12 protein-coding genes are annotated in these 13013 nt (G+C 63.9%); 3 read left to right on the top strand and 9 right to left on the bottom strand.

The genetic code is table 11. From position 1 onward, the window contains the following. Positions 1-58: 58 nt before the first annotated feature. Positions 59-799 carry a YebC/PmpR family DNA-binding transcriptional regulator gene (locus GC1_RS04985; RefSeq protein ID WP_019295711.1) on the bottom strand — a complete coding sequence of 247 codons (741 nt, stop codon included), beginning with the start codon at positions 797-799 and terminating at the stop codon, positions 59-61. Positions 800-921: 122 nt separating this feature from the next. On the opposite strand from GC1_RS04985, the gene GC1_RS04990 reads away from it, so the two are divergent. Next, complete coding sequence (locus GC1_RS04990) at positions 922-2697, top strand: SLC13 family permease (RefSeq protein WP_019295712.1); 1776 nt, start codon at positions 922-924, stop codon at positions 2695-2697. Positions 2698-2718: 21 nt separating this feature from the next. Here the strand turns inward: GC1_RS04990 and GC1_RS22950 are convergent, their stop codons facing one another. From GC1_RS22950 to GC1_RS05005, 4 genes are all read right to left on the bottom strand, one after another. After that, on the bottom strand, positions 2719-2844 hold the full coding sequence (locus GC1_RS22950; RefSeq protein WP_272946426.1) for a hypothetical protein: 126 nt from the start codon (positions 2842-2844) through the stop codon (positions 2719-2721). A 116-nt stretch (positions 2845-2960) separates the two neighbouring features. Continuing rightward, a complete protein-coding gene (locus GC1_RS04995; RefSeq protein ID WP_019295714.1) occupies positions 2961-4739 on the bottom strand; it encodes an SLC13 family permease in 1779 nt (592 codons plus the stop codon). Between the two features lie 199 nt (positions 4740-4938). After that, the gene (locus tag GC1_RS05000) at positions 4939-5751 is read right to left on the bottom strand and encodes a TIGR00282 family metallophosphoesterase (protein ID WP_019295715.1); all 813 of its coding nucleotides are present in this window, start codon (positions 5749-5751) and stop codon (positions 4939-4941) included. Between the two features lie 74 nt (positions 5752-5825). Continuing rightward, entirely contained in the window at positions 5826-6323 is a 498-nt protein-coding gene (locus tag GC1_RS05005; RefSeq protein WP_029204764.1) for a lactoylglutathione lyase family protein, read from the bottom strand. A 109-nt stretch (positions 6324-6432) separates the two neighbouring features. Between GC1_RS05005 and GC1_RS05010 the strand changes: the two genes are divergently transcribed. Continuing rightward, positions 6433-7320, top strand: a complete 888-nt coding sequence (locus GC1_RS05010; RefSeq protein ID WP_019295717.1) for a LysR family transcriptional regulator — start codon at positions 6433-6435, stop codon at positions 7318-7320. Here the strand turns inward: GC1_RS05010 and GC1_RS05015 are convergent. Both GC1_RS05015 and mgtE read right to left on the bottom strand, forming a co-directional pair. After that, entirely contained in the window at positions 7317-7874 is a 558-nt protein-coding gene (locus tag GC1_RS05015) for a 5-formyltetrahydrofolate cyclo-ligase (RefSeq protein ID WP_019295718.1), read from the bottom strand. The two genes, GC1_RS05010 and GC1_RS05015, sit on opposite strands and share 4 nt — an antisense overlap. Before the next feature lie 9 nt (positions 7875-7883). Further along, on the bottom strand, positions 7884-9272 hold the full coding sequence (gene mgtE / locus GC1_RS05020) for a magnesium transporter (RefSeq protein ID WP_019295719.1): 1389 nt from the start codon (positions 9270-9272) through the stop codon (positions 7884-7886). 142 nt (positions 9273-9414) lie between these two features. Between mgtE and guaD the strand changes: the two genes are divergently transcribed. Next, positions 9415-10701, top strand: a complete 1287-nt coding sequence (gene guaD / locus GC1_RS05025) for a guanine deaminase (protein ID WP_019295720.1) — start codon at positions 9415-9417, stop codon at positions 10699-10701. 64 nt (positions 10702-10765) lie between these two features. Here guaD and GC1_RS05030 read toward each other — a convergent pair whose 3' ends face one another. Together GC1_RS05030 and hisN are read right to left on the bottom strand one after the other, a co-directional pair. Next, complete coding sequence (locus GC1_RS05030) at positions 10766-12100, bottom strand: 8-oxoguanine deaminase (protein ID WP_019295721.1); 1335 nt, start codon at positions 12098-12100, stop codon at positions 10766-10768. A gap of 108 nt (positions 12101-12208) precedes the next feature. Continuing rightward, on the bottom strand, positions 12209-13009 hold the full coding sequence (gene hisN, locus GC1_RS05035) for a histidinol-phosphatase (protein ID WP_029204765.1): 801 nt from the start codon (positions 13007-13009) through the stop codon (positions 12209-12211). Positions 13010-13013: the final 4 nt, after the last annotated feature.

Below are 13013 nucleotides of genomic sequence, written 5' to 3' on the forward strand. Positions count from 1 at the left end.
GAAGAAAGCAAAAGGCCCGCCGGATTGGCGGGCCTTTGAATTCATTTCAGGCGCTGGCTCAGAGCTGCGCCATGACCTCGTCGGTGGCCTCAAAATTGGTGGTGACGCGCTGAACGTCGTCGTCGTCTTCCAGCGCATCGACCAGCTTCATCAGCTTTTGCATGCCTTCCAGGTCCAGCTCGGTGGTGGTGGTCGGCTTCCAGACCAGCTTGGTCGATTCGGATTCGCCCAGCTCGGTCTCAAGCGCATTGGAGACGTCGTTGAGGTCGCTGTCGGCGCAATAGATGATGTGGCCGTCCTCGGCGCTTTCGACGTCTTCTGCACCGGCTTCGATCGCGGCCATCATCACGGTGTCGGCGTCGCCAACGGAGGCCGGGTACGTGACTTCACCCTTGCGTTCGAACATGAAGCCGACAGAGCCGGTTTCGCCCAGGTTGCCGCCGTTCTTGGAGAAGGTGGAGCGCACGTTGGAGGCAGTGCGGTTTTTGTTGTCGGTCATCGCCTCGACGATCACCGCAACACCATTGGGGCCGTAGCCCTCATAGCGGATTTCGTCATAGTTCTCGGCGTCGCCGCCGATGGCCTTCTTGATCGCGCGTTCGATCACGTCCTTGGGGACGGATTGGCTCTTGGCCTCTTTTACGGCCAGGCGCAGACGCGGGTTCTTGTCGGGATCGGGGTCGCCCATCTTGGCGGCCACGGTGATCTCCTTGGCCAGCTTGGAAAACAGTTTTGACCGCGCCGCGTCCTGACGGCCCTTGCGGTGCTGAATGTTAGCCCATTTTGAATGGCCTGCCATGGTGCATCCTTGCTGCTGTATATCTGAATTGGCGCCCATATAGCCTTGGGATGTGCCGGCTTTCAAGCGCCCCTGCCCCGCTTTGCCCTTGTTCCGCGGGGTTTCGGGGATAAGCTGGCGCCATGACATATGATCAAGCTGTTTTGTTTGCGTTATTTGCTGCTGTCTTTGCCCTGCTGTTGTGGGGGCGTTTCCGCTACGATCTGGTGGCCTTTGCCGCGCTTATGGCGGGCGTGGTGCTGGGGGTTGTGCCAGCCAAAGACGCCTTTGCCGGCTTCGGGCACCCTGCGACGCTGGTAGTGGCGCTGGTGCTGATCGTCTCTGCCGGGCTGGTGCGGTCGGGCGCAGTGTTCCTGATCACCCGGACGCTGATAGACAGTGCGCGGGGCCTGGGCGGCCACATCGCGCTGATGGGCGGGGTTGGCGCCGTGCTGTCGGCCTTCATGAACAATGTGGCGGCGCTGGCGCTGCTGATGCCGGTGGACATTCAGACCGCACGCAAGGCAGGCCGTGCGCCGGGACTGAGCCTGATGCCGCTGTCCTTTGCCACCATCCTGGGCGGCATGGTCACGCTGATCGGCACGCCCCCCAACATCATCATTGCCGCGATCCGCGGCGAGACGCTGGGGGAGCCGTTCAAGATGTTCGATTTCGCCCCGGTCGGCGGCATTGCCGCGCTGGCGGGGCTTGCCTTTGTCGCGCTGATCGGCTGGCGGCTGATCCCAGCGCGGGAGAATGCGGCCGGCGCGTCCGAAGCGCAGCTGGCGCCCTATATCGCCGAGCTGACGGTGGGCGGCGGATCTGAGCTGATTGGCAAGCGGCTGGGGGAACTGGACGAAGAGGCCGAGAAGGCCGATGTAGCGATCCTGGGCCTGATCCGGGACGGCAAGCGGCGCTATGGGCGCTCCGCCGCGGCGACGCTGCGCGAAGGCGATACGCTGGTGATCGAGGCGGAACCCGAGGCGCTGGATGAGTTCCGCAGCGCGCTCAAGCTGGAGTTTGCTGATGCCGCACGGTCCGAAAAGCTGACGGCGGCGGGTGAAGGGCTGGAGCTGACGGAACTGGTGGTGCCGGAGACCGCCCGCATCCGGGGGCGAACGGCGCAGTCCGTCGGGCTGGCCTGGCGGCAGAGCGCAGTGCTGCTGGGGATTTCCCGCCAGGGCACGCGGATCACCCGCCATATCCGTCAGACAGAGGTTCAGGCCGGCGATATTCTGCTGCTGCTGTCACCGCGGGGGCGCAGCGCCGATGTGGCCGACTGGCTGGGCTGCCTGCCATTGGCGGCGCGCGGCCTGTCGGTCACAGCGAACGACAAGACCTGGGCCGCCATCGGGCTGTTTGCCGCAGCGGTGCTCGCAGCCTCTGTCGGGCTGTTGTACCTGCCTGTGGCGCTGGGGCTGGTGGCCATCGGCTATGTTCTGCTGAAGATCCTGCCGGTGGCAGAGATCTATGACCACGTGGAATGGCCGGTGGTGGTGCTGCTGGGATCAATGATCCCGCTGGGGGCGGCGCTGGACACATCCGGCGGCACGGCGCTGATTGCCAATGCGCTGACCGGGCTGACCGCGGGCCTGCCCGCCTGGGCAGTGCTGACGGTGCTGATGGTGGTCACCATGACCCTGTCGGATGTGCTGAACAACACTGCCACGGCGATTGTGGCAGCGCCTGTTGGCATCCAGATGGCGGAAACGCTGGGTGTTTCGCCCGATCCGTTTCTGATGGCTGTGGCAGTTGCCGCGTCTGCCGCCTTCCTGACCCCGATCGGGCACAAGAACAATACGCTGGTGCTGGGACCTGGCGGCTACCATTTCGGCGACTACTGGCGGATGGGACTGCCGCTGGAAGCGCTGGTCATCGCGGTGTCAATTCCCGCCATTCTGGTGTTCTGGCCCCTTTGAGGGCCACGCACCGGCTGCCGCTTATTGCGGTTGCTCCTGCTGAACCGGATGCGCGCGGGCGGCGCCGCTGGTCTGGGCTTGCGACACCAGCGCAATTGCGGTGGAGCCGGCGAGGACGACAAACAAAAACACTTTTCTGAAACTCATGGTCTTGGACCTTATGAAGACACTGCTCCTCTCCATATGGGCAATAGTTTAACAGTTTCATGTAACCGGGGTCACAGAAGGCGGCTTTTCGCCGCCTTTTTCTGTTCTAGGAGGGCTCAGAGCGGCCAGAAGAACGGGATGAGCAGCGAGGCCACCATACCAACGGTCAGGTTCAGCGGGATACCGACGCGCAGGAAATCGGTGAACTTGTATCCGCCCGGGCCGTAGACCAGCGTGTTGGTCTGATAGCCGATCGGGGTTGCGAAAGAGGCCGAGGCCGCCACCATCACCGCCACCACCAGAGGGCGCGGATCGACGCCCATGGCCTGTGCCAGCCCAATTGCAATCGGGGTGACGACCACGGCAACTGCATTGTTGGACACCAGCTCCGTCAGCACTGAGGTCAGGAGATAGACGGCCCAAACCAGCAGGAACGGCGGCAGCATCGACAAGGCTGGCGCAATGGCGTTGACAATCAGGGCCACCGCGCCAGAGCTTTCCAGCGCGGCACCGATGGCCAGCATCGAGAAGATCAGTGCTAGCAGACGCCCGTCGACAAAAGAAAATGCCTCATCCGCGTCGATGCAGCGGGTGATAAAGACCAGCGAGACCATCAGCAGCGACAGCATCAGGATCGGTGCGACGCCAAAGGCGGCCAGCAGCACGATGCCCAGGAGCGCAACAACAGCGATTGGTGCGTGGCTGCGGCGGTAGGCCCGCTGGGTCGGCTGCGAGACATCGGCCAGATCCATGTCAGCCGCCAAGCGCTGGATATCGGCGGGCGCGCCCTCCAGCAGAAGGGTATCGCCGATCCGCACGACCAGATCGTCCAGCTGCACGCCGATGTTCTGGTTCCGCCGGTGCACCGCCAGCGTATAGACGCCATAGCGCCGGCGCAGGCGCAGGGCGCCCAGGCTGCGGCCCACCATCCGGCAGCCCGGGGTAATCAGCACTTCGACGGTTTGGGTCTCGATGGCGGACACCTGATCGACCCGCTTCAGTTCCTTGTTTGATTGCAGGCTCAGCAGCTCTGTCATCCGGGTCCGCAGCACTACCCGGTCGCCGACCTGCAGCTCCACCCCCTGAAGATTGCGGCGCAGAGAGGCGTCGCCGCGGATCACGTCGATGAGGCGCACGCCGGGGCGCTTGAACAGCTGCACGCCGGTGACTTCGCGGCCAATGAGGTTGCTTTCGGGCGGGATCACCGCCTCGGTGAAGAATTTCATCTTCGATTTGTCGCTGAGCAGCTCTGCCATGCTGTCGCGCGCAGGAAGCAGGCGCGGCGCGATGAAGCGCAGGTAGACCATGCCGTAGGCGACGAGGATCAGGCCCAGCGGGGTGACCTCAAAAATGGTGAAGGGCTTCAGCCCCTGCGCCCGCGCCACACCGTCCACCAGCAGGTTGGTCGAGGTGCCGATCAGCGTCAGGGTGCCGCCCAGGATCGCCGCATAGCTGAGCGGGATCAGCATCTTGGACGCAGAGACGTTGAGGGTGCGGGCGATCTGGATGAAGACCGGGATCATCACCACCACCACCGGCGTGTTGGACACAACGGCGGAGGCGGTGACGACAAACGCCATCAGCAGAGCGACGGCCAGTTTCGGGTTTACTTCTGCCTGCTTCTTGGCGATCTGGGTGAAGGCGTCGAGTGCACCAGTGCGCACCAGAGCGCCCATGATGATGAACATCGCGGCAATGGTCCAGGGTGCCGGGTTGGACAGAACCGGCAGCGCCTCGCCATAGGGCAAAACGCCGGTGGCCAGCATCGCAGCAACGCCGGTCAGCGCCACCACTTCGGTTGGATAGGTTTCCCGGAGAAACGCCACGAACATCGCCAGGACAATTGCAAGCGCCAGAAATGCGCTGCCGGTGTCACCAAGTTGGAAGTACTGCATAAACCGTGACTTTGCCCATGTTGTTAAAGGCGGGGTTTACGCCCCGCCATCGCGCAGTTTCCCCGAAACCAGAGGGCTGAGCAAGAATTTCCGGCAAAGCAGATGCCCAACGGCGCGGAAAGGGCATTTTGCCCGGAAATCCGCGGCTTTAGCGTCAATTCTCCCGTCTGCTGGTGCTTGCAGCGGCGGCGGGTCCCGTTCAGGGGGCCGCTGGCTCGAGCAGCCCGCCGTTGCGCACCATGCGAATCTTCTTGGCGGCCCCGGTGCGGTCGTCGGTCTCGACAAACACGCCGGACAGCGTCGCCTCGCCATTTGCCGGGGTAAAGCGGGCCTTGGGCATGCCGGTCAGGAAGCGGCGCATCGGTTCGGCCTTGTCCATGCCAATGACGGAATTGTAGTCGCCGCACATGCCGGCGTCGGTCAGATACCCGGTGCCTTCCGAAAGGATCTGCGCATCCGCTGTCGGCACATGGGTATGGGTGCCCACCACCAGCGAGGCGCGGCCGTTGCAGAAGTGGCCCATCGCCATCTTCTCCGAGGTTGCCTCGCAGTGCATGTCGACGATGACCGCCTGCGCCAGCCCGCCGCGCGGGTGCGACTTCAGCACCGCCTCTACTGCGCCGAAGGGGTCGTCGAAGGCGCGTTTCATGAACACCTGCCCCAGCGCCTGCACCACCAGCACCTTGCGTCCGCCCGGCGCGTTGAAGAGTCTGTAGCCGCGGCCCGGCGCGCCTTTGGCAAAGTTCAGAGGCCGGATGATGCGCTGCTCTTTCTCGATGAACTGTAACATGTCTTTCTGATCAAAGGCATGATCGCCCAGTGTCAGGCAGTCGACGCCCGCATCCAGCAACAGCTTGGCGTGCTCGCCGCTCAGCCCCATGCCGTTGGAGGCGTTTTCGCCGTTCACCACCACAAAATCGAGCCGCCACTCCTGCCGCAGACGCGGCAGGGTTTCGGTGATGGCACGGCGCCCGGCGCGGCCCATCACATCGCCAAGGAAAAGAATACGCATGCCCGGCTGGTAGGCAACACGGCGCCAAAGAGCAAGGCCCCGCAGTGCGTTTTCGCATCGGTGTGGCGCCCGGCTCAGCTGTAGGCGCCCGCCGAATACGTCAGTTCGTAGCCGTGCGAATAAATTTCGAACACGTTGCCGAACGGGTCTTCGACATAGACCATGCGATAGGGCTTTTCGCCCGGATAATACTCCCGCACCGGCATCCGCTGCTTGCCGCCGGCCGCGACGATCCTTTGCGCCAGGCCCTCGACGTCGGGGTCCTGCACACAGAAATGGAAGAGGCCGTGACGGCGGTAGTCCAGATTGTCGGACGGCGCGTAATTTCCATCGAATTCGAACAATTCGATGCCGACGCGGTCGGCGGTGGACAGGTGAGCGATGCGCAGCCGCGACCAGCCGGCCCCGAACACATCCGTGCACATACGGCCGATGTCACTGTCTTCCTCCACCACTTCGGTTGGGTTCATAATGACGTAGAAGCCCATGACTTCTGCATAGAATTTCATTGCGGCGTCCAGGTCCGGAACAGACAGGCCGATGTGGGAAAAACTGCGCGGGGCGGTCAGCATCATAGTCTCCTTGGATGGTGTTTTGCTTGTTGCCACCCGGAGATAGGGTTGCAGGAGAAGAAGGAAAAATTATCATTCATTATGCGATCCATAACAAAATGAGCCAAAGATGCTGAATGCCACCTGGCTGGAAACCTTCACTGTGCTGAGCAGACTGGACAGTTTCACACGCACCGCAGCGCGGCTGAACATGACCCAGCCCGGGGTTACCCAGCACATCAAGAAACTGGAGCAGCAGGTGGGCACACCGCTGCTGGTCCGCCACGGCAAAAGCTTCAGCCTGACGGACGCAGGCGTTGCGGTGGCCGCTCTAGGCCGCAGGCGCCAGGCTGAAGAAGACGCGCTGCGCCAGGACCTGGGACAGGATGATCCCGGCCGCGGCCATGTGCGCATCGCCTGCCCCGGCGGGCTGGCGGTTCTGATCTACGCCGAGGTGGAGGTGCATCTGGCGCGCTGGCCGGAACTGACGCTGTCGCTGCAGGCGGCACCGCAAGCCTCCATCGAAGCGCTACTGCTGTCCGGGGAGCTGGATCTGGGCATCCTGCACCGTGAGCTGGATGCGCCGCGGCTGATGGCGGAGCGGCTGGGGCGCGACCGGCTGAACCTGATCCTGCCGTCAGATGCGGCAGACAGGCCTGAGTTTGAAACGCTGCAGAAACTGGGGCTGGTTGACCACCCTGACGCCGCCGCCCTGGCAGACCGGCTGCTGGCGGCAAACTATCCTGACTATCGCGGCTCCGCCGGGTTGCGCAGGCGCGCCTTCCTCAACCAGATCGGCCAAATCTTGAGCCCGGTATCTGCCGGGGCCGGTTACACCATCCTGCCGCAAAGCGCTGTTCTGGCGCAGCAGGGCCAAGGAACCTTCCGCACCGCGGCGCTGAAGGCGCCGCTGGAGGATGACCTGTGGCTGGTCCGGCAGAAGCAGGAGGCGCCGCCGGCGCGCCTCGCCTTCTTCGAAGCCGCGATCCGCAGAACCTGCGCCCGGCTAGCGGATTAGAACTGCAGAATGCGGCTTTCGGTGACGATCATGTCGAGCGGCTGGTCGGTGGGCTCCAGCGGCAGGTCCTCTGCCTCCTGCGCATCGAAGGCAAAGCCGATCGCCAAGGTGCCCCGCTTGCCGCGCAGCAGTTCCAGCGTGCGGTCGTAGAAACCGCCGCCATAGCCGAGCCGCCCGCCCTTGGAATCGAAGGCAACCAGCGGCACCACCAGGATTTCCGGCTCAAAGAAGTCATCCACCTCAGGAACCATGGCACCGAAAGGCCCCTCGCGCAGCGCGCCTTCGGGCTGCCAGCGGCTGAATTTCAAAGGCTGACCCTGCCCCAGGATCACCGGCACGCCAACTGGCCCATGGGCTGAGGCTTCTGCCATGGCGGGCACGGGGTCGATCTCAGTCCGGATCGGCATGTAGCCCGACAACGGCACGCCGCGGTAGCCGGCCAGCACTTCCGACAGGTGGCCTGCGGCGCCAGGGATATTGCGGGCGTGCGCCTCCTTGCGGCGGGCAAAGGCGGCTTTGCGGGCGGCGGCCTTGATTTCAGTCAGATCCGTCATGGCGGTCTCCTAGAGCAAAAGAGCGGCCGCAAGGCCCAGGAAGGCGAAAAAGCCCACCACGTCGGTCACGGTGGTCACAAAGGCACCAGAGGCCAGCGCCGGGTCAATTCCGGTTTTCTCCAATAGTACCGGGATCACCGTTCCCGCCAGCCCCGCCACGACCAGATTGACCACCATAGCGACGGCAATCACCACGCCCAGCATCGGCGAGCCGAACCAGGCCAGCCCCACCAGGCCCATGACAATGGCAAAGATCACCCCGTTGACCAGCCCCACCAGCACTTCCCGCCGGATCACCCGCCAGACGTTGGAGCCGGTGAGGTCACGTGTGGCAATGGCGCGTACCGCAACTGTCAGCGACTGGGTGCCTGCGTTACCGCCCATGGAGGCGACGATCGGCATCAGCACGGCCAGCGCCACAATCTGTGCAATCGCCGCCTCAAACTGGGCAATCACCAGCGAAGCCAGCACCGCCGTCACCAGGTTCACCGCCAGCCAGGGAAAACGCCGCTTGGTGGTTTCGATCACCCGGTCGGCAAGCGAGCTTTCCTCGCCAACACCGGCGAGGCGGAGGATGTCCTCCTCGTGCTCCTCGTCCAGCACGATCATGGCATCGTCGATGGTGATGACGCCAACCAGCCGCCCCTCGTCATCGACCACCGGGGCCGAGATCAGGTGGTACTGGTTGAAGGCATAGGCCACGTCTTCCTCGTCCTGATCGGCGGGAATGACCTGAAAGGTGTCCTCGACCAGGTCGGTCAGCGTCACATGGCGCTTGGCGCCCATGATCCGGCCCAGGGTCACGTTGCCAACCGGATGCAGGCGCGGATCGACCAAAACAACATGGTAGAATTGCTCTGGCAAATCGTCGGAGTTGCGCATGAAATCAATAGCCTGCCCGACATTCCAATGTTCGGGCGCCATCACCACCTCGCGCTGCATCAGGCGGCCGGCGGAGTTTTCCGGAAAGCTCATCGACTGTTCGACGGCGACCCGGTCGGCGTCTTCCAGCGCATCCAGGATGGCTTCCTGCTGCGGCACCTCCAGGTCTTCCAGCAGGTCGACAACGTCATCGCTGTCCAGTTCCCGCACCGCATCCGCCAGAACCATCGGGTTCAGGATCGAGATCACCTCTTCGCGGATGCTCTCGTCCAGCTCCGACAGGATCTCGCCGTCGAATTCCCGGTCATAAAGCCGGATCAGGCTGATCCGGTCATCGGAATCGATCTGTTCCAGAAGGTCGGCGATGTCGGCTGCGTGAAGATCTTCCAGAAGTTCCGTCAGAGCCTTCTGATCGCCCTGCTCTACCGCCTCCAGAACCTGCGAGACCATCTTGCGGTCGAGGTCATAGGCATCTTCCTGAGACTGGTCGCCGGTGATGTTGTCGCCGCTGCTCATCTGATGCCCCCCGAATTTATTGGTCTTTGCGTGCAAAATAGAAGAGGCCGCCACCGGAAAACAATGGCAATGCTGCAATTTACCCGCGCCCTTCCGGCGGGTATCCTGCGCGGAGCCATTTTGCAAGGAAAGGGTTCAGCGCATGGGCAACGGTTACATCCTGAAGGGGCAGGTTCTTGCCTTTTCCGTGTCTCCCTTTGCAGGCGAGCGCCCAGAGGACGCGGCCCGGCTGCTGGACGCGGTGGCAGTGCAGGACGGGCGGATTGCAGGGGTCGGGACGCTGGCAGAGATGCAGGCGCTGCTGCCGGAGGCGGAGACCGTGGATCATTCCGGCAAGCTGATCATGGCGGGGTTCGTCGATGCCCATGTGCATTACCCGCAGACCGCAATCATCGCCAGCTGGGGCAAGCGGCTGATCGACTGGCTGAACAGCTACACCTTCCCGGAGGAAATGAGGTTCGGCGACCGCGCCTATGCGGATGAAATCGCAAACCGCTATTTGAATCTGACCGCGGCGCACGGCACCACTACGGTCTGCAGCTACTGCACCATTCACCCGGAGAGCGTGGATGCATTCTTTGCTGCGGCGCAGGCGCGCGGGCAGCGAGTGGTTGCGGGCAAGACCTGCATGGACCGCAATGCGCCGGAAGGGCTGCGGGACACGGCGCAATCGGCCTATGACGATAGTGACGCGCTGATCGGGCGCTGGCACGGGGTGGACCGGCTGGAATACGCCATCACACCACGGTTCTCCCCAACCTCGACCCCGGAACAGCTGGAGGCAATGGGCGCGCTCTGGGCCAAGCACCCGGAATGCCTGATGCAGACGCATCTGAGCGAGCAGACCGATGAGATCGAGTGGGTGAAATCGCTGTTCCCGCAGGCCCGCGACTACCTGGACACCTATGAGGAGTTCGGCCTCTTGGGCGCCAAGGGGCTTTACGGCCACGCCATCCATCTGGAGGAACGCGAGCGGCACCGGCTGCGGGACTACGGCGCGGCGCTGATCCATTGCCCGACGTCGAACACCTTCATCGGCTCCGGCCTTTTTGACATGGCCGGGCTGATGGCCGAAGGCCAGCGGATCGGCCTTGCCACCGACACCGGCGGCGGGTCGAGTTTCTCGATGCTGCGCACGATGGCAGCGGCCTATGAGATTGGCCAGTTGCGCGGCACCCCGCTGCACGCGGCGCAGCTGTTGTGGCTGGCGACGCAAGGCTCGGCCACAGCGCTGCGGCTGGAAGGCAAGATCGGCAACATCGCGGCAGGCATGGAAGCGGATCTGGTGGTGCTGGACCTCGCCTCCACTCCGGCCATCGCCCAGCGGTCAGCGCGGGCCGAAGACATTTGGGAAGCGGTGTTCCCGACCATAATGATGGGCGATGACCGGGCGATTGCCGAGGTCTGGATCGGCGGCCGGCAGGTTTAGGAGAGGCGCTGATGCGCCTCTGCCTGCTGCGGGGATACTTTCAGCCAGATGAAGGCCGGATCTCTCACTGCATTAGCCGTTGCGCCAGCTGGCCGTGGCGTTCGATCAACTGCGGCAAGTCCAGGGTGGTCAGCTCGCCGCTGCGGATAATCTGCTTGCCCTCGACAAACAGATGCTTGACCTGAGCTGGGCCGGCCAGCAGCAGCGCCGCCGCGTCCCAGCTTCCGCTGGAGGCCACACCCCTGGTGTCCCAAATAGCGATGTCGGCGCGCTTGCCCGGCTCCAAGCGGCCGCAATCAGGGCGGCCCAGCACGTCAGCGCCGCCGCGGGTGGCGATCTCCAGCGCTTCATAAGCGCTCATCGCGTCAGCCCCGTTTGCAACCCGCTGCAAGAGCATGGCCTGGCGCGCCTCCGCTGAGAGGCTGGCCATGTCGTTGCTGGCGGAGCCGTCCACGCCCAGCCCCACCGGCACGCCTGCATCCCGCATCGCGCGCACCGGCGCTATGCCGCTGCCAAGGCGGCAATTGGAACAGGGGCAATGGGCGACGCCGGTGCGGGTTCTGGCAAAGAGATCAATCTCTTGCACGTCAAGTTTCACGCAATGGGCATGCCAAACATCATCGCCGGTCCAGCCCAGCTCCTCTGCGTACTGGCCGGGGCGGCAGCCGAATTTCTCCTCGGAATAGGCGATGTCCTCGTCATTTTCGGCCAGATGTGTGTGCAGCATAACGCCCTTGTCACGGGCCAGCAGCGCGGCGTCGCGCATCAGCTCGCGGCTAACTGAAAACGGCGAGCACGGCGCCAGACCGACGCGGCACATGGCGCCTTCGGACGGATCATTAAAAGCATCCACCACCCGGATCATGTCGTCGAGGATGGCGCGCTCTTCCTCGACCAGGCTGTCCGGAGGCAGTCCGCCGTCGCTTTCACCGATGCTCATGGCGCCGCGAGTCGGATGGAACCGCACACCGATGTCGCGGGCGGCATGGATGGTGTCCTCCAGCCGGGCGCCATTGGGATAGAGGTACAGGTGGTCGGAGCTGAGGGTGCAGCCAGACAGCGCCAGTTCGGCAAGGCCCAACTGAGCGGAGATGAACATTTCGTCCGGGCCAAAGCGCGACCAGATCGGGTACAGCGTTTGCAGCCAGCCGAACAGCAGCGCGTCCTGTCCGCCCGGCACCGCGCGGGTCAGGTTCTGGTACAGGTGGTGGTGGGTGTTCACCAGCCCGGGGGTGACCACGCAGCCGCGGCCGGAGACCACCTCTCCGCGGGTCTGAAGCCCCTGCCCCACTGCGGCAATCACTCCGCCACGGATCAGCACATCAGCACCGTGCAGAACACGACGGGAATCGTCCATGGTCAGGACGGTATCAGCGTTTTGAATCAGGATCTCTGTCATATCCACACACTCCAATAGACAGCCCGCTTCATGGGAATGTGTGATCGGCCGATGGAAAACGGGCGAAGAACCGGCCTGCCTGGAGACTATAGACCGGGGCCGCCGGTTTCAACCCGTCTGCGTCTGGCGCAGCAGTTCCAGCGCGGCGGCGTGGATTTCCGCATTGGCTGCCGCCAAGGCGCGGCCGCCGTTGTGGGCCGGGTTGCCCTGCCAGTCAGTGACAACGCCGCCCGCCGCCTGGATCACCGCAATCGGCGCCTGAATGTCATAAGCGTTGAGGCCCGCCTCGATCACCAGATCCGCCTGCCCTGCCGCCACCAGCGCATAGGCGTAGCAATCCATGCCATAGCGGGTCAGCTTGGCTTGCGCCGCCACGCGTTCAAAGCCTGCACGCTCTTCCGCGGTTCCGACCTCAGGGAAGGTGGTGAACAGGATTGCATCCGACAGCGCCGCTGTGCCGCGGGTCCGCAAAGGCATTTCACCCAGCGGACCGGTCATCGAGGCAATCTCTGCTCCGCCACAGAAACGCTCGCCGGTGTAGGGCTGGTCGATCACGCCGAGGAAGGGGCCGTTGTCATCCGACAGCGCAATCAGCACGCCCCAGGTCGGCGTGCCACTAATGAAGCCGCGGGTGCCGTCGATCGGGTCCAGCACCCAGGTGCGGCCTGAACTGCCGGCCGCGGCACCGAACTCCTCACCCAGGATACCGTCCTCGGGACGCAGATCTGCCAAGACCGCCCGCATCGCCTGCTCGGCGGCCCGGTCGGCTACGGTCACCGGATCAAATCCGCCGACGAGCTTGTTCTCGGCATTCAAGGAGGGGGCTCTAAAATGCGGCAGGATGGCAGCGCGAGCCGCGTCTGCCATCCTGTTCGCTACGTCTAGGTCCGTGAGTGATGCCTGTGTCATACCC

Source organism: Leisingera sp. ANG1 (assembly GCF_000203975.2).
Taxonomy (GTDB): Bacteria; Pseudomonadota; Alphaproteobacteria; order Rhodobacterales; family Rhodobacteraceae; genus Leisingera.